Annotated in this window: 17 protein-coding genes; 11 read left to right on the forward strand and 6 right to left on the reverse strand. The window is 68.3% G+C overall.

The genetic code is table 11. From position 1 onward, the window contains the following. Positions 1-53: 53 nt before the first annotated feature. The gene (locus ACWD4J_RS30110) at positions 54-674 is read right to left on the reverse strand and encodes a TetR/AcrR family transcriptional regulator (protein ID WP_451398597.1); all 621 of its coding nucleotides are present in this window, start codon (positions 672-674) and stop codon (positions 54-56) included. Positions 675-910: 236 nt separating this feature from the next. Between ACWD4J_RS30110 and ACWD4J_RS30115 the strand changes: the two genes are divergently transcribed. The 8 genes from ACWD4J_RS30115 (at position 911) to ACWD4J_RS30150 (ending at position 8,050) form a co-directional block, all read left to right on the forward strand. Next, positions 911-1,720, forward strand: coding sequence for an SDR family NAD(P)-dependent oxidoreductase (locus tag ACWD4J_RS30115; protein ID WP_351141080.1), 810 nt, complete (start codon positions 911-913; stop codon positions 1,718-1,720). A gap of 48 nt (positions 1,721-1,768) precedes the next feature. After that, the gene (locus ACWD4J_RS30120) at positions 1,769-2,938 is read left to right on the forward strand and encodes a serine hydrolase domain-containing protein (protein WP_451398598.1); all 1,170 of its coding nucleotides are present in this window, start codon (positions 1,769-1,771) and stop codon (positions 2,936-2,938) included. Between the two features lie 120 nt (positions 2,939-3,058). After that, positions 3,059-4,345 carry a cytochrome P450 gene (locus tag ACWD4J_RS30125; RefSeq protein WP_451398599.1) on the forward strand — a complete coding sequence of 429 codons (1,287 nt, stop codon included), beginning with the start codon at positions 3,059-3,061 and terminating at the stop codon, positions 4,343-4,345. 2 nt (positions 4,346-4,347) lie between these two features. Next, a complete protein-coding gene (locus tag ACWD4J_RS30130; RefSeq protein WP_451398600.1) occupies positions 4,348-5,409 on the forward strand; it encodes a Rieske 2Fe-2S domain-containing protein in 1,062 nt (353 codons plus the stop codon). A gap of 17 nt (positions 5,410-5,426) precedes the next feature. Continuing rightward, positions 5,427-5,639, forward strand: coding sequence for a hypothetical protein (locus tag ACWD4J_RS30135; RefSeq protein WP_351141089.1), 213 nt, complete (start codon positions 5,427-5,429; stop codon positions 5,637-5,639). A 27-nt stretch (positions 5,640-5,666) separates the two neighbouring features. Continuing rightward, positions 5,667-6,638 carry a PDR/VanB family oxidoreductase gene (locus ACWD4J_RS30140; protein ID WP_451398601.1) on the forward strand — a complete coding sequence of 324 codons (972 nt, stop codon included), beginning with the start codon at positions 5,667-5,669 and terminating at the stop codon, positions 6,636-6,638. 515 nt (positions 6,639-7,153) lie between these two features. Continuing rightward, entirely contained in the window at positions 7,154-7,489 is a 336-nt protein-coding gene (locus tag ACWD4J_RS30145) for a nitrate- and nitrite sensing domain-containing protein (protein ID WP_451398602.1), read from the forward strand. 192 nt (positions 7,490-7,681) lie between these two features. After that, positions 7,682-8,050, forward strand: a complete 369-nt coding sequence (locus ACWD4J_RS30150) for an energy-coupling factor transporter transmembrane component T (protein ID WP_451398603.1) — start codon at positions 7,682-7,684, stop codon at positions 8,048-8,050. A 528-nt stretch (positions 8,051-8,578) separates the two neighbouring features. On the opposite strand, the gene ACWD4J_RS30155 is transcribed toward ACWD4J_RS30150, so the two are convergent. The 5 genes from ACWD4J_RS30155 to ACWD4J_RS30175 all read right to left on the reverse strand — a co-directional run bounded on the left by ACWD4J_RS30155 (position 8,579) and on the right by ACWD4J_RS30175 (position 12,849). After that, the gene (locus tag ACWD4J_RS30155) at positions 8,579-9,223 is read right to left on the reverse strand and encodes a CoA transferase subunit B (RefSeq protein WP_451398604.1); all 645 of its coding nucleotides are present in this window, start codon (positions 9,221-9,223) and stop codon (positions 8,579-8,581) included. An 8-nt stretch (positions 9,224-9,231) separates the two neighbouring features. Next, on the reverse strand, positions 9,232-9,942 hold the full coding sequence (locus ACWD4J_RS30160; protein ID WP_451398605.1) for a CoA transferase subunit A: 711 nt from the start codon (positions 9,940-9,942) through the stop codon (positions 9,232-9,234). Between the two features lie 139 nt (positions 9,943-10,081). After that, a complete protein-coding gene (sodN, locus tag ACWD4J_RS30165; protein ID WP_451398606.1) occupies positions 10,082-10,477 on the reverse strand; it encodes a superoxide dismutase, Ni in 396 nt (131 codons plus the stop codon). Between the two features lie 115 nt (positions 10,478-10,592). Continuing rightward, entirely contained in the window at positions 10,593-11,369 is a 777-nt protein-coding gene (locus ACWD4J_RS30170; RefSeq protein ID WP_351308791.1) for a maleate cis-trans isomerase family protein, read from the reverse strand. Positions 11,370-11,469: 100 nt separating this feature from the next. Beyond that, on the reverse strand, positions 11,470-12,849 hold the full coding sequence (locus ACWD4J_RS30175; protein WP_451398607.1) for an MFS transporter: 1,380 nt from the start codon (positions 12,847-12,849) through the stop codon (positions 11,470-11,472). A gap of 1,007 nt (positions 12,850-13,856) precedes the next feature. Here ACWD4J_RS30175 and ACWD4J_RS30180 point away from each other — a divergent pair. From ACWD4J_RS30180 to ACWD4J_RS30190, 3 genes are all read left to right on the forward strand, one after another. Further along, positions 13,857-14,744, forward strand: coding sequence for an isocitrate lyase/PEP mutase family protein (locus ACWD4J_RS30180; protein ID WP_451398608.1), 888 nt, complete (start codon positions 13,857-13,859; stop codon positions 14,742-14,744). A gap of 97 nt (positions 14,745-14,841) precedes the next feature. Then, positions 14,842-16,008 (forward strand): XdhC family protein, encoded by a 1,167-nt coding sequence (locus tag ACWD4J_RS30185; RefSeq protein ID WP_451398609.1) that lies wholly within the window; start codon positions 14,842-14,844, stop codon positions 16,006-16,008. A gap of 32 nt (positions 16,009-16,040) precedes the next feature. After that, positions 16,041-16,184, forward strand: a complete 144-nt coding sequence (locus tag ACWD4J_RS30190; protein WP_451398610.1) for a hypothetical protein — start codon at positions 16,041-16,043, stop codon at positions 16,182-16,184. Positions 16,185-16,292 lie beyond the last annotated feature (108 nt).

Consider the following 16,292-nt stretch of genomic DNA (forward strand, 5'->3'; position numbering starts at 1 on the left):
GATTGAGCACGCCCGCTGACTGCCACACCGTCAGGCCGCATACCCAAGCAACGTTACGGGTGCTTGTGCCCCAGAACGGCCCACCACTGCTCGGCGAGGACACGCACCAGCTGCTCACGATCATGCAGAACACCGCGGACCACCGTGAAGTACATGGTCCTGTCCAGCTGCGCCATGAGCGTTACCAGCCGCAGCCGCTCCTTGTCGCGTTCTTCGCCTTCCAGGAACGTCTCCAGATGATGGGGCATCGCGTCAGCAGCCCGCCGCAGGCTTTCGTACCAGCGCTCAGAGACTTTGGGCTCCACGGCCAGAGCCTGTTCCATCGCTTCGAAGCGCAACCTGTCGCGCTCCCACCACGCCACGACATCTTCGACCCATCCGCTCACGGCGTCGAGCGAGGGATCGGGCAGGGAATCCAGACGCTGATAGACCTCCAGGACCGCGGGTTCAATGCGCTCCAGCAGTTCGATGACCACTTCAGCCTTGCTGGGAAAGTACAAGTAGAAGGTGGCCCGGCTCGCCCCTGCCGCCGCCGCGATGTGCGCGGCCGTGGCCGTCGCGTATCCGCGCTCACGGAACGCGGTGAATGCAGCCTCGATGAGGCGCTCTCGCGTCAGCCGCTTCTGCGCCTCCCTGAGCGACTCGCCAGCAGGCGACGACTCGGAGTTACGCACCCCCACAGGCTCCGTCATTCCCCTCGCCCACCAACAGCCCACGACCCCCTGAAGCTGGGCGTCACACCCCCGCGGTAGCGGCTCATCGGGGTGCTTCCCAGCGCTCGGATCATGCTACCGAATTTACCACTGGATTGCTGTCTTGTTACTAGACACGTATCTAACGAAGTGGCATGGTTGCGCCCACCACACCGGCTCCGCCGCTGGTCGGCAGAGCCGAACGCAGGAGGATACGCATGAAGCTGGACGGGAAAGTCGCCTTCATCACCGGGGCGGCGTCAGGGATCGGAGCCGCCACAGCAAGGCTGTTCGCCGCAGAGGGCGCGACGGTCATCGGGGCGGATCTCTCCGCCGACAAGATCAAGGAGTCCCTGTCGGGCGTCGCCCGGTCGAAGGGCATCGCTCTTGATGTCAGCGACAGCGCAGCGGTCAACGCCGCCTTCGACGAGGTGGAGCGCGAGCACGGACGACTCGACGTCCTGATCAACGCCGCCGGCATCAACGCCCCAACGAAGGCGGCCAACGACCAGTTGGTGGAGGCCAACGTCAAGGCCTTCGAGGCCGGGAAGCGGGGCGAGGCCTTCCACCCCGACTTCCTCAGCGACACGACCGACGAGGACTTCGCCCGGGTCATCGCCGTCAACTTGACCGGTCCGTTCTACTGTCTGCGTGCGGCCGTGCCGTTGATGCGTAGGTCCGGCGGCGGCTCGATCGTCAACATCTCCAGCGTGGCCGCGCTCATTGGCGCTCCGATGCCGCTGTACTACCCGGCATCCAAGGCGGGCGTGCTCGGCATGACCCGGGCCGCCGCAGGCGAACTGGCGCCGCACAACATCAGGGTCAACGCCATCGCCCCTGGCTCCGTCGACACTCCGTTGCTCAACGCCCAGCCGCCGGAGATCGTGGCCCAGCTCGTGGCTATGCAGCCGATCGCCCGTGCCGCCACGCCGGACGAACTCGCCCGCACTCTCCTGTTTCTGGCCTGCGACGACGGCGCCTACTACACCGGCCAGACCCTGTCGCCCTCCGGCGGCCTGCACATGTGAACAGGCGCCCACGCCCCCCAGAAGACCATCCCACAAAGAGGCACCACTGTGATCAACGAAGACCACACCGCCCTGGACGCTGCAGCACTGCGTCGGCTGCAGAAAGCCATTGAGGCCGACGTCGAAGCGGGGCTGTACGACGGCGCGAACATCATCGTCTCCCGCCATGGCGAAATCGGGTTGCACGCCTCCATCGGCTACGCGGACCGCAAGGCTGGCCGCCACACCACCACCACGGACATCTACCGCATCTTCTCGATGACGAAGGCGTTCACCAACGTCCTCGCCCTACAGGCCATCGACCGCGGCCAACTCGCCCTGACCACCCGCGTCGTGGACGTCATACCGGAGTTCTTCGGCCGCGACCGCTTCCGTACTGCACGCAAGGGACGCATCAACCTCGCCCATCTCCTCACCCACCGCGCGGGGTTGGTGACCACCCCCACCCCGCTGCCGTACTCGGAACTCGGCAACCTGGACAAGGTCATCGACGCGATCTGTCAGCTCGACGTCGTCGGCGAGCCGGGCACCACCCTGAACTACTCCCCCGCGCTCAACCACGCGCTGATGGCCGAGATGGTGCGCCGGGCCACGGGCTCCGACTCCGTACGGAATCTGATGCGGCGTGAGATCTTCGAGCCGCTCGGCATGGCCCGCACCGCGCTGGGCGCCCCCAAGGAGTGGGGCAAGCACTACGTGCCGATCCGGGCCAGCTTCCCCGACGGCGGCTGGCTGTCCACGGCAGACATCGAAGTGATGGAAGAGATCATCACCGAGGATGCCGAGATGCCCTGGGTGGGCGCCGTCTCCACGGTCGAGGACATCCACACCTTCGCGGAGATGCTGCGCTGCCGTGGCGAGATCGACAACAGCCGCATCCTCTCCCCGGCCATCCTCGACCTGGCCACCACCAACCAGACCGGGGACCTGCCCAACGACCTCTATCGGGGCCTCGCCGAGGCACGTGGCTGGGATGTGCCCCCCGGCAATTTCGGCCTCGGGTTCGCACTGTCCGGCTCGGGCACCCACGCATCGTTCTTCGGACCGACCACGAGCCCTCGCACCCACGGCAACTACGGGGCCGGCACCACCCTGTTCTGGGTCGATCCGCAGCGTGACATGACCTTCGCCTGTCTCACGTCTGGAGTCATGGAGGAGAGCGAAAACGTGCTCCGCTTCCAGCGCCTGTCGACGCTGGCTGCCGCCGCCGCGCTCTGAGCGCATTCGGCCGCCCCTGTCGTCCCGGGGCCGCCCACTCCCCTCACTCCCCACGACCGGACTCGTCCTGCTCGACGCCGCATGGACGGACCCGTCGCCTCAACAACCGGGATTCAAGAGATGACTCAAACCGTGAACCGTCCCGCTCCTCCTCCGGAGTTCGACCCGTACAGCGACACGTATCTTCGCGACCCCGCCTCGGTCTTCCGACGGACTCGCGAGGAGACGCCAGTATTCTGGTACGAACCGTTGGGGACCTGGATCGTCACCCGCCGAGCCGACATCGACGCCGTCCTCATGGACTGGGAGACGTGGTCCTGCCAGGCCAACGGCGGCCGCCTTCCCGTACCTGAGAAATACGCCGACGTGGTTCCGCCCGAGCTCATCGCGGAGATCATGATCAGCATGGATCCGCCGAAGCACACGGCGGCTCGCAAGGTGGCCCAGCGTGGCTTTCTGAAGCCGGTCATCGAGGCGCTCGCGCCCGAGATCGAAGCCCGGGCCCATCGCATCATCGACCGCTTCGCCCATCTCGGCGCCTCGGAACTGATGGAGACCTACTGCCTGGAGCTGACCACACAGACGCTGATGGCTCTGCTCGACCTCCCGGCCGAGGACGAGCCCCTGATGCGCCAGCTGCGCGACGACCACTTCAGGGTGCTCGCCAGCGGCCATGAGCCGATGGAGGAGCCACAGCACAGCGAGGTCTGGGACCGGTACACCACGGCGCAACTGCGCCTGCGGCAGCTCGCGCAGGAACGCCGCGACGGCACCGGCAGCGACGTCATCACTCTGATGGCCGCCGCCAGGGACAGGGAGGGAAAACCCGCTCTGGCGGTGGAGCGCATCGCTATGCATCTCACCGAGTTCGCCGCGGCCGGGACGGACACGACCGCGCAGGCCATGGCCAACGCGATCCTGTTCCTGACGTCGGAACCGGAACAACTCGCCGAAGCCCAGGCCGATCCCGCGCTGTGGCCGCGAGTCTTCGAGGAGACCGTTCGCCGTCGCCCTTCGGCCCCGTTCGCCTCCCGGGTCGCCACCACCGATGTGGAGATCGCCGGCGTCACGGTCCGCGAGGGCGAGATGGTCTGGCTGGCGCTGGCGAGCGCCAACACCGACCCGGCGGGTGTCACTGATCCCATGCGGTTCGACATTCACCGCGACGGCCTCGACGAGCACTACTCCTTCACCAAGGGCCGGCACACCTGCCTGGGCGCACCGCTCGGCCGCACTCAGGGCGCCATCGGGCTGCGCGTGGCGTACGAACGCCTGGCTGGGCTGCACGCCGTGCCGGAACAGCCCCAGGACTTCCTCCCCCTGGCGATGCTGCCCATCCGCCGCAGCCTTCAGGTCGCCTGGGACCGGCCCACCGCTGCACGAACCGTTGAGACCAGGGAGCTCTGAAGATGACCGCTTACGTACGTAACCAGTGGTACGTCGCCGCCTACGGCCGTGAAGTCGGGCGCGCGCTCCTCGGCCGTACCATCCTGGGCGAACCCATCGTCTTGTACCGCACGGAGGAGTCGGGCGAGGTCGTCGCCCTCGCGGACCGCTGTGTGCACCGCCGCTTCCCGCTGTCGGAGAGCCACCTCGACGGCGACCGGGTCGTGTGCGGATATCACGGCTTCACCTACGACACCACAGGCACCTGCGTCTACGTCCCCGGTCAGAAGCGCATTCCGCGCACCGCGCGGGTGAGCTCGTACAAGGTGGTCGAGCAGGACTCCTTCGTCTGGATCTGGATCGGCGAACCCGATCTCGCCGACCCGACCGCGATTCCACGGGCACGCCACATGGTCGATCCGACGTGGACCACCGTCAGCGGCATGGAGCCGATCGACGGGGACTACGGCCTGCTGGTGGACAACCTGATGGACCTTTCGCACGAGACGTATCTGCACGGCGGGTACATCGGCACGCCTGAGGTCGCGGAAACGCCGATCACCACCGAGGTGGACGAGGAAGCGGGCGTGGTCCGCGTCAACCGGCACATGGACGACGCCGAGTGCCCGCCGTTCTACGCCCGCTCCACCGGCATAGAGGGCCGGATCAGCCGCTGGCAGGACATCGAATACCACGCCCCGTGCCTGTATCTGCTGCACAGCCGGATCGCTCCGGTCGGCGCCCCTGGCCCGGGCCCGGGCGGTGAGGACAGCCACGCTTTCCACACCGAGATCACATACGCGATCACCCCCTCCTCGGAGGGCAAGGTCTACGACTTCTGGGCCGTCTCGCGGGACTTCGCCTTGGAGGACGACGAAGTAACCACCTTCATGCGGGACTTCAACCACACCGTGGTGATGCAAGACGTCAACGCACTCAACCTGCTGCAGAAGACCCTGGACACCGAGCCCGACGGGTACCAGGAACTCAGCATCAACATCGACACCGGCGGTCTCGCCGCCCGCCGGATCCTCGCCCGCCTGGCGGAGCAGGGCGCCGGACAACCAGTGGCAGCCGTCCGATGAAACCGCTCCATCCCCCGGTGCTCACCGGCGACACCGTGTATCGCATCCACTGGGTGCTCGGCACTGATCGGCTGCTCGCCGTCTGCCATTGCGGCGCCGAGCAGGAGTTCGAAGACCCGGTGCTCCTGTGGAACTGGCTGCTCGGTCACCCCGACGGACATCTGCCCGGACCAGCTCCGGCCGACACGCCTGCGCCCGGTGCCCGACATCTCGACAGGGCTTTCGCCTGACGGCCCCGGTCCAGAAAGAGAACGATCATGACCACCACGACACCCCCGCGTGCCGAGGTCGAGCTCGACCTGACCCTGATGCGCAAGGAGATCCTCGCCGACAGCGTCCTCCGGCTGACCTTCGCGCACCCCTCGGGCCTCCAGCTGCCCGGCTGGGAGCCCGGCGCCCATATCGACCTCGTGCTCGGCCCCGACCTCGTACGGCAGTACTCCCTGTGCGGCGACCCCGACGACACGTCCGTCCTGCAGGTGGCGGTGCTGCGCGAGGCCGCCGGGCGCGGCGGCTCCCTCCACGTGCACGACAAGCTGGCCGAGGGCGACACGGTTCGGGTCCGAGGCCCACGCAACCACTTCGCACTGGTCGATGCGCCGCGCTATCTCTTCATCGCCGGCGGCATCGGCATCACCCCGATCCTCCCGATGATCGCCGCCGCCAGGCGGCGGCAGGCGGACTGGCGCCTCGTGTACGGCGGCCGCACCCGCGGTTCCATGGCCTTCGCGCAGCAGCTGGCCACGCATCACCCCGACCGGGTGGAGATCTGCCCCCAGGACGAGAGTGGCCTCATCGACCTGGGGGCGGTGCTCGGGACGCCGCGGCAGGACACGGCGGTGTACTGCTGCGGCCCCGAGCCCCTGCTCAACGCTGTGGAGCAGCGGTGCGCATTCTGGCCGGACGGGGCACTGCACATCGAGCGCTTCGTACCCAAAGCGCGTAGCGACGACGCCCCGTCGACCTCATTCGAGGTAGAACTGTCGCTCTCCGGGAAGACGCTGACCGTACCGCCTGACCGCTCCATCCTGGAGGTCGTCGAGGAGGCCGGGGTACCCGTGCTCTCGTCCTGTCAGGAAGGCACCTGCGGCAGCTGCGAGACCGCGGTCCTCGCGGGCGATCCCGACCACCGGGACTCACTGCTCAGCGAGAAGGAACGCGCTTCCGGAGACGTCATGTTCATCTGTGTCTCCCGGTCCCGCTCCCTCCGCCTTGTCCTCGACCTCTGAACCCACCGCCGTGGCGAGAGCACAGGAGCTCTGCTCCGTGGGCCATGGGCCAGGGCTGCTCGCCACGGCGGTGTTCCACCAATGGGCCAAGGGCACCCCCATCAGCGACTTCGACAGCAGTGGGGGCAGAGCCTCCTACTCCACGGGCTGATGTCCCTGGGTGGATCAGCGTCCTGCGGCCCCGACTGCAAGCTCCAGTTGAGGAGCCGTGGGCAGGGTGGTTCCGAGCGTGCGCGGGGCCCCGTTCGGAGCAGTCCGCCACCGCCAACATGCCCGGGGAATCAAGTGGCAGTGCACGCACGAGCGGCAAAACGGCAGGACAGCCAGGAAGCAAGTCAGAAGCTGCAACTGTCTCTTCGGGCAATTCTGCTTGTCCTGGCTCTTGTACCCAGCATCGCCCTGGGTCACCCGTGGTCGATGAACTCGGCCCAGCTTTACGTAATTGACGTGACGTCAACAACCGCAAGACCGCAGGGACACACGTCGCGCTCCCGGTAGTCACCATCTTCTACAACTTGCAGGCGGAGCGGCAGCTGAGCGCGGCCGCCCTCGCCGACCCCACCGCCTATCGGACGAGGCTGGCGAATCAGCGGCAGATCACTGATGCGTCCGTCGAGGGCCTGCAGGGCCTACCCGACTCCGCCCCCGCCGATATCGTCGCGCACTACCGGCAGGTCACGCTCGCCGAGGAGATTCGCATCCAGGACGAACTGGCCGGCCTTCGACAGGGTGGTCGCGAGCTCGGGGACGTCGACGACCTCCACCGGACACGGCACTCCCGCGTGATCCCCTCGTCAGGACGGTCACTGATCGCCTTCGTCACACCCTCGAGCTTGATCTTTTCGACCTGACCGACCGTCGCCGTCGTCCTGGCGCTGCGGCACGAGAACGCGGTGCTGCGTCGTCAGATCTGACGCTGGGCGAATCGCAGATCGGCATCATCGGCGCCAACGGCTCCGGAAAGTCCACGCTCGCCAGAATGTTCAACGGGCTGGTGCTCCCACAGCGCGGCCGCGTTCTCGTCGACGGGCCTGGTATTCGTGGTGGGCTTCCAGCTCGTGACCGCGGGGTGGCAACGCGGAACGGTGATCGGCGGTCAGCTGCTCATCTCTGCACTACTCGCGGGACTGGTGACGGTCACCACACGGGTGAGCGACATGCTCGCGCTGTTCGAGCGTCTCGCGCGGCCACTGGACCGGGTGGGGATCAGCTCGCACCGCATCGCGCTCGTGCTCTCATTGACGATGCGCTGCATCCCGATGGTCGCGCAGGCCTGGCAAGCCTCCATCGACGCCCACCGGGCCCGCGGCCTGCGCCGAGGATCGTGGCGCGTCGTTGTGCCCGTCATCGTCCGCCTGCTGCGCTCGGCCGAATCCCTCGGTGACGCGATGACCGCACGCGGCGCCGACTAGCTTACTGCGGCTGGCCCGTCGCCCTGCCGCGTGATCCGGTGATGAAGGGTGAATTCGCATGATCGTCGCAAGGAGCGTCCTAATGTGGCGCGGACCCGCGTCCGTGCGGTCGCCGACGGCTTGGACGCGGGCCTCGTCGAGACCCGCAGGATCATCCAGGATCTCGCCCCGTCCGCCGTCGCAAGGCCGGTTTGGAGGGCTCGCTGCATCTGTTGTGCGCCCGTCCGCAGGCCGACGGGACCGCGGCGCGGGTGGAGTTCCGCTCGGTTGGAGCGCACCAACCACTCCTCGAGGCGCAGGGCGCCGTCACCTTGTTCCGCGTCGCCCAGAGCACGCTGGCGATGGTACGCGAATACGTGTACACCGCCTGTGCGCCCGCCCGGACGGACCGGGGTTCTGACATGCCCGCCGCTCCACGCGCGCCTGCGCGAATTCGGCGGGGACCAGCCACATCGGCATCCATGGGTGAGCCAACTCTACGAATGGCTCGCTCAGCCCGTTCAACAACGCACAGAGGAGGAGTGAGACTTACCCCGCAACCATCGCTTCCCCCATCGGCGCGCCGGTCTTGTCGCGAACTTGCTGTTCGGTGACGCCGGGAGCAAGCGACACCAAGTGAAGACCAGTCGGGGTCACGTCGAGCACTGCCAGGTCGGTGATGATCCGGTCCACGCACGCCGTGCCGGTCAGCGGGAGCGTGCACCGTTCGACGATCTTCGGGCTACCGTCCTTGGCCACGTGGTCGGTGAGCACGACGATCCGCCGGGCGCCGGCCACGAGGTCCATCGCGCCGCCCATTCCCTTCACCAGGGCACCGGGAATAGTCCAGTTCGCCAGGTCCCCGCTCGCGCTGACCTGGAGCGCCCCAAGGATGGCGATGTCGATATGTTCGCCACGGATCATCGCGAAGGAGGCCGCCGAGTCGAAGTAGCTCGCCCCAGGGTTGACCGTGACGGTCTGCTTGCCGGCATTGATGAGATCGGCGTCTTCTTCACCCTCGTACGGGAAGGGACCGAGGCCGAGGATGCCGTTTTCGCTCTGCAGTGTCACCTGCACGCCGTCGGGAACGTAGTTGGCAACCAACGTGGGGATACCGATCCCCAGATTGACGTAGTCGCCGTCGTGGAGTTCGGCGGCAGCAATTGCCGCCATTTCGTCGCGCGTCCAGGCCACGGGTCCTCCTACGCTGAGACGGTGTCGCGGGGGCGCACCGTGAGCTTCTCGATGTCCTTGATGCGTTGCTCGGCGAGGACCAGGCGGTCGACGTAGATGCCTGGCGTAACGACCCGTTCCGGGTCGATGTACTCCTCGGTCAGGTACTCAGCCTCGACCACCGTGACCCGCCCGCATGTCGCGACGAGCGGGTTGAAGTTCCGGGCGCTCGCCCGATAGGTGAGGTTGCCTGCCCGGTCCGCGATGTGAGCGTGCACGAGTGCGACGTCGGCGAGGATGCCCCGTTCCTGAACGTAGGTTCGTCCGTCGAACTCCGCCAGCGGCTTGCCCTCGGCCACCGGGGTGCCGACGCCGGCCCGGGTGTAGAAGGCCGCGATCCCCGCACCACCGGCCCGCAGCCGCTCGGCCAGCGTCCCCTGTGGCGCAAACTCCACCTCCAGTGTCTTGTCCAGGTATTGCTGGGCGAACAACTTGTTCTCGCCGACATAAGAGGCGATCACCTTGTCCACCTGGCGGTTTTCCAGGAGAAGCCCGAGACCCTTGCCGTCGACCCCCATGTTGTTGGACACCACGGTCAGACCGGTGACCCCGCAGTCGCGAACGACCTCGATGAGGTCTTTGGGGATGCCACACAAGCCGAATCCGCCAACAGCGATCGTCATGCCGGACCTGAGCACGTCGACCAATGCCTCCTTCGCACTCACGCGCAGCTTCGACAACTCATCACCTCTCATTTATGTGTTCGCCAAACGAGCATCGGCTGTGAAGGCCTGATCGCCAGGCCCGCACCCGGCTCAATGCGGATGCCGGGTGCGAACCTGCCGCGTACGACCTCTCGTGCGACGGCCAAGCGGAGGCTCAGGCCTTCTTGGTCTCCCAGAAGATCTTGTCGATCTGGGCGATGTAGTCCAGTGCCTTCTGGCCGGTGGCCGGGTCCGTCGACGCCTTGGCTGCCGAGAGGGCCTTCAGGGCGTCGTTCACCAGCTGGTGCAACTCGGGGTACTTCTCGAAGTGCGGGGGCTTGAAGTAGTCGCTCCACAGCACCGAGACGTGGTGCTTGGCCAGCTCGGCGCGCTGCTCCTTGATGACGGTGGCGCGGGCCTGGAAGTGCGGGTCGTCGCTCGCGGCCATCTTTTCCTGGACGGCCTTGACCGACTCCGCCTCGATGCGGGCCTGGGCCGGGTCGTACACACCGCAGGGCAGGTCGCAGTGCGCACTGGCCTTCAGCTTGGGGGCAAACAGGCGGGAGAGCATGGATGCTGTCCTTCCTCGTGATCGTGGTCTTGGGGGAGGTTGGTCCGCGGGCCGGAGGTCTTCACCGGCGCGGCCCACCCGGGTGAGCAGGCCGCGCCGGCTGCCGGCCGCACGGTTACAGGGTCGAGAGCAGGGCGCCCCAGCCGTCGAGCCGCTCCTTGATGCCCAGCTTGCCAAGCAGGCTCCAGAAGAACGCCGAGTCGCTGGTGATCACGGGCTTCTGCAGGTCGTCCTCGAGGGCGGCGATGATGTCCATGGTGTGCACGGCGCCGCCGGTCAGCAGGACGCAGTCGGCCTCGGGTGCCTCCGCCGCGACGGCGCGGGCGCTCTGGTACGCGAGGCTGTTCGGGTACCAGTACCGCGGCTGCCGCAGGAAGCTCTCGTCCGTCAGGAAGCCCTGGTGGACCCAGTTCTTCATGGTCAGGACGCGGAAGCCGGCGTCGTCGAGGAACTTGGTGTAGCGCTCGCACAGGTCGGCCGAGTAGTAGGTGGAGGCCACGGCCACCGATTCGAATCCGCAGCTGCGCAGCGCCTCGATGATCGACAGGCCCATCATGGTCACCGGCTTCTGCGCGGCGTCCTCGAGCCGGGCCTGCATCTTCAGCGCGAACTGCAGGCCGTCCTCGTGGGCGAACGAGAAGGGCGTCCCGGCCTGGCCGATGACGTCCATGCCGCCCGCGCTCAGCGCCCGCGCGCAGTGCTCCAGCTGCTCCACGGCCTGCAGGATGAAGCTCGGGTCGACCCGGAAGTCGGGAACGTACGGCACGGTCTGATAGGCCGCCACCCCCTCGGGGGCGACCCGCATCAGCTCGAGGTGGCTGTTGTCGATCGCCGGTGTCGCGATCAGGCCGACCTTGCCACGCCAGCCGACATCGGAAGCCCAACGAGTCATGCGTTCTTCTCCTCTTCTCTTTCTTTTTCTTTCGACAGGGCGTCCGGAGAGTGGGCTCTCCGGACGCCCCGACCGGCGCCGTGCGCCGGACTGCTCACCCTCAGTTGAGGCTGACCTTGCGGGTGTCGCCCAGCAGGGCCGTACAGAGGGCGCTGAGCCCGCAGAAGACGGCGATCATCGTCGAGACGCCGATCGCTCCGGGCCCTCCGGGCGCTACGAAGACCGCGGCGATCAGCGGACCGATCCCACCGCCGATGAGGGCGGCGAACTGGTAGGCCAGTGAGGTTCCGGTGTAGCGGGAGCGCGTCGGGAACAGTTCGCTGAGCAGCGCCCCCACCGGGCCGAGTGCGGCCGCTTCCAGAATCGACATGCTGATGACGAAGGCCAGCACGACCATCACCGTCGAACCAGTGCCGACCATCGGGAACATCAGGAACGCGAAGAGCCCGAACAGGATCGACGCGGGGGCGTAGACGGCGCGCCGGCCGATCCGGTCGGACAGCGCGGCGAACAGCGGGACCGCCACGGCCATGCCGGCCACCGCGAAGGTCAGGGAGTTCAGCATGAGCTGCCGCGAGACGCCGGCGTGGCTCACGCCCCACGAGATGAGGAAGACCTTCACGATCGACTGGGCCATGACGGGCCCGCAGTAGACGCCGATGGCGAGCAGCAGCCGACCCGGCTGCTCACGCAGCAGGGCGAGCAGCGGAGCGGACGCCGGCCGCGCGTCGTCGGCCTTGCGTTCCCGGGCTGCGGCGAAGACCGGGCTCTCCTCGACGTTGAGCCGGATGTACGCGCCGACGGCGATCAGCAGGACCGAGGCGAGGAAGGGCAGGCGCCAGCCCCACGCCAGGAACTGGTCCTGGTCCAGCCCGCCCAGAGCGGCGAAGAAGGCACTGGCCAGGAGCACGCCGACGGAGGCGCCCACGCCGGTCGCGCTGCCGAAGAACCCGCGGGATTTCTGGCTCCCGGTCTCGACGGACATCAGCACGGCGCCGCCCCACTCTCCGCCGACCGCGAGTCCCTGGATGAGGCGGAGGGTGACCAGCAGGACCGGTGCGAGCGTCCCGACTTGCGCCGCGGTCGGCAGTATGCCGACGAGGACGGTGGACGCCCCCATCAGGAAGAGCGTCACCAGGAGCACCGATTTGCGGCCGACCCGGTCACCGAAGTGACCGAAGATGATGCCGCCCAGGGGGCGCGCCACATACCCGGTCGCGAAGGTCGCCAGGGACGCGATCAGACCCACCGCCGGCGAGGAGGAGGCGAAGAAGACAGTCCCGAAGACGAGGCTCGCGGCGGTGCCGTAGATGGCGAAATCGTAGAACTCGACCACGCTGCCGATCAGGCTGGCCAGGTACACGCGCCGCTGCTGGCTGCGGTTCGCGGTGGTCTCCTCGATGACTCCGGGAGTGCCCGCGGGCTCCACCTCGATGGTGTCTCCGGGGGCCGGCCCGCCGGCCTTCTTGCTGGTTTCCAATGCCTTCACCCTCCTCATGGGGCCGCGACTTCACCCTGGAAGGCGAGGTCGGGGCCCGGCTGCGATGCCTTGCAGGGATGCGGTGCACCGACACAGACGGTTGTGCTCGTACTCGGTATGAGGGCGCGCCGGATTCGCCATCGAACGAGCGCGGTGTGCGGCCGCGCCCGTACTGGGCTGGGCCGTCCTCGAGGTGGTGTGGGGCTCGCTGCGGGACGAGGCGTCCTGCATCGTGCCGACGGGGGGTGGCGCACCGGGCGACACGGATCGCGAGCGCGCCGCGGACGACAGTGAGCACGGCGTCGTCCTCGATTGCCCGTGAGGCCCCTATGCCTGACTGGGCAGCGTGACGTGGCCGGCATTGCCGAGCGACCGCCGGCGCATCGACGCGGTGGCGGTCAGGCCGCCGAGACCGGCGCCGGCGACGATCACACGATGGGCATGGCGGGGCAATCTTCCTCCCAACGGGGAGTGAGGACGGGAGTCTGCCATCCGACCGTGGATGGCCGAATGAGCTGTGCTCGATCAACTAGCGCCGCTCGGCGGATGATTCGCCCTGCGGGTGAGATAATACGAGCACAGACTATCTCTGCCGCGCAAGAGGGTTCGGGCCCTTCGACGTCTGCGTGCCCCCTGGAGCCAGCCGACACTACCTCTCCGTTCGCCGCCCCCTGACGGTACGCCAGAGACCTCTCCGCCCCCCCAATAGTGCCTGTTCAAGCACCTTTTGCTGGCATGGCGTCACGCACTCACGGTGACCGCCGCCTCGGTCTCCGTCCGGGAACCGGACCAGCCCTCATCGGCGCGGCCCCTCGCCGCCCGCTGGTGCGCATCCCGGCCAGAGGCAGTATGCTCCGCGTTCAGATTAATGTGCGTGCGGGCCCGGGGCAGGCGATCCCGGCCACGGTCCGGTCACCACCGCGGCCGCGCGGGAGAGCGCCGTGCCCGCACCGGGCGAGCGCGCGACAGCGTGCCGACGACAAATCCACGAACGGAGAGTCCGCTCCATGACGACCTCGGGTACCACAGCAACTGCGGGACGCCGGCTGCGCGAACTCCTCTCGCGACCGGGCCCGCTCGTGGCGCCGGGCGCCTATGACGCGCTCTCAGCCCTGCTCGTCGAGAAGGCCGGGTTCGACGCCGTCTACATGACTGGCTTCGGGACCACGGCCGGGCTGCTGGGCCGCCCCGACGTCGGTCTGCTGACCGGCACCGAGATGGCCGACAACGCCCGCCGGCTGGTCGCCGCCACACACCTGCCGGTCATCGCCGACGGGGACACCGGGTACGGCAACGCCCTCAACGTGCGCCGCACCGTGCAGGTCTACGAGCAGGCCGGGGTGGCGGCGATCCAGCTCGAGGACCAGGTCACGCCGAAGCGGTGCGGGCACATGGCCGGCAAGGCGATCGTGCCTCTCGCGGAGATGCTCGGGAAGATCCGCGCCGCCACCGAGGCCCGCAGCGACCCCGACTTCGTGGTCATCGCGCGGACGGACGCGGTGGCTGTGGAGGGCGTGGACGCGGCCGTCGAGCGGGCCCGCGCTTTCGCCGAGGCCGGCGCCGACCTGCTGTTCGTCGAGGCGCCCGCCTCGGAGGCGGAGATCGAGGAGGTGGCGGGCCGGCTGGCGGGCGTGGCACCGCTCGTCTTCAACTGGGCGGAGGGGGGCAAGACGCCGCCACTGAGCCTGGACCGCATCGCCGAGCTCGGGTTCGGACTGGTGCTGTTCCCGATCGGTACCCTGCTCGCCGCGACCGCGGGGATGCGGGGGCTGCTGGATACGCTGCGCAAGGACGGCACCCCGCAGGCAGCCCTCCCGGGCCTCCCCGGGTTCGACGAGTTCACCGACCTCGTCGGGCTGCCCGAGGTGCGCGAGCTGGAACAGCGTTACACCTGACAGGAAGCGGGACCCGCGCCGCCGACGGCCACCGCGCGCGGTCAGCGGCCCCCGAGTGCCGGCGAACGCCCGTTGGACCGTCGCAAGGAGAACACAGATGCTGGACATCGCCGCGGAGCTCACCCGATGGGCCGATGAGGGCCGCGACTTCGCTGTCGCCACGGTGGTGGCCGTCGGCGGCAGCGCGCCGCGGCAGCCGGGGGCCGCGCTCGCCGTGGACTCCCAGGGCACCGCGGTCGGCTCGGTCTCCGGCGGATGCGTGGAGGGCGCCGTCTACGAGCTGTGCCAACAAGCCCTGGAGGACGGGGAGTCAGTTTGCGAACGCTTCGAGTACAGCGACGAGGACGCCTTCGTCATCGGCCTGACCTGCGGCGGTGTCATCGACATCCTGGTCACTCCGGTACGCGCGGACTCTCCCGCCCGGGAGGTGTTCGCAGCCGCGCTGTCGGCCGCCGCCGGAGGTGAGGCGTCGGCGCTCGTGCGGATCGTCTCGGGGCCGGCCGAACTCCTGGGGCGGGCCCTGGTCGTACGAGTGGACGGCTCGTACGAGGGCGAGCTCGGCGGGCACCCCGGGCTGGACCGCACCGCGGCCGAGGAGACCCGCGCCTTCCTCGACGCGGGCCGCACGGGCACACTGGAGATCGGAGAGCAGGGCTCGCGTTGCGGGGCACCGCTCACCCTGCTCGTCGAGTCATCGGTGCCGCCACCCCGGATGATCGTGTTCGGCGCGATCGGCTTCGCGTCGGCGCTCGTCCGCATCGGAAGGTTCCTGAACTACCGCGTGACCGTGTGCGACGCCCGCCCCGTCTTCACCACCCGCGCCCGCTTCCCCGAGGCCGACGAGGTCGTCGTGGCGTGGCCGCACGACTATCTGGAGCGCACGGAGGTCGACGCGCGCACCGTCCTCTGCGTCCTGACCCATGACCCGAAGTTCGACATCCCACTGCTGAAGCTCGCCCTGCGCCTCCCCGTCGCATACGTCGGAGCGATGGGTTCCCGCCGCACCCACCTCGACCGCAACAAGCGCCTGCGTGAGGCCGGCGTCACGGAGCTGGAGCTCGCCCGCCTCCACTCGCCCATCGGCCTGGATCTCGGCGCGCGCACGCCCGAGGAGACGGCCCTGTCCATCGCTGCACAGATCGTGGCCAACCGGCGCGGCGGCAGCGGTGTTGCGCTGACCGGCGCACCCATACCGATTCACCACGACCCACTTCCCCACGACGGGCCAAACTCGGAGGCGCGGGGGATCGATTCCGTCGCCTGACTCGAAACGACCTCGAGCTCACCTACGAGGCCATGGACCTCACCGCCCGGGCGGGCTTGTCGCTGCTGGCGTGCAGCGACAAGCCCGGCACCTGCCCTGCGAACGCGCTCAGCCTGCTCGCATCGTGGGAGGCCACCACCAACCGCCTCGAGAGCGCAGCGCCCGATCCGACCTGACGCCTCCCCTGAGACACTGCGAGTCCCCAGGGGCCAACACAGTCCCCGAGACCGAGCGGGGTGAGCTCGTGCCGATGACGAGTGTCTCGCCCGGTGCGGCGGTCGGGG

The sequence above is a fragment of the Streptomyces sp. NPDC002577 genome, assembly GCF_053594815.1.

Coding starts and splice junctions, on each gene's coding strand:
- ACWD4J_RS30115 (WP_351141080.1), top strand. CDS start 911: ATGAAGCTGGACGGGAAAGTCGCCTTCATCACCGGGGCGGCGTCAGGG.
- ACWD4J_RS30125 (WP_451398599.1), top strand. CDS start 3,059: ATGACTCAAACCGTGAACCGTCCCGCTCCTCCTCCGGAGTTCGACCCG.
- ACWD4J_RS30130 (WP_451398600.1), top strand. CDS start 4,348: ATGACCGCTTACGTACGTAACCAGTGGTACGTCGCCGCCTACGGCCGT.
- ACWD4J_RS30140 (WP_451398601.1), top strand. CDS start 5,667: ATGACCACCACGACACCCCCGCGTGCCGAGGTCGAGCTCGACCTGACC.
- sodN (WP_451398606.1), bottom strand. CDS start 10,477: ATGCTCTCCCGCCTGTTTGCCCCCAAGCTGAAGGCCAGTGCGCACTGC.
- ACWD4J_RS30170 (WP_351308791.1), bottom strand. CDS start 11,369: ATGACTCGTTGGGCTTCCGATGTCGGCTGGCGTGGCAAGGTCGGCCTG.
- ACWD4J_RS30180 (WP_451398608.1), top strand. CDS start 13,857: ATGACGACCTCGGGTACCACAGCAACTGCGGGACGCCGGCTGCGCGAA.
- ACWD4J_RS30185 (WP_451398609.1), top strand. CDS start 14,842: ATGCTGGACATCGCCGCGGAGCTCACCCGATGGGCCGATGAGGGCCGC.
- ACWD4J_RS30190 (WP_451398610.1), top strand. CDS start 16,041: ATGGACCTCACCGCCCGGGCGGGCTTGTCGCTGCTGGCGTGCAGCGAC.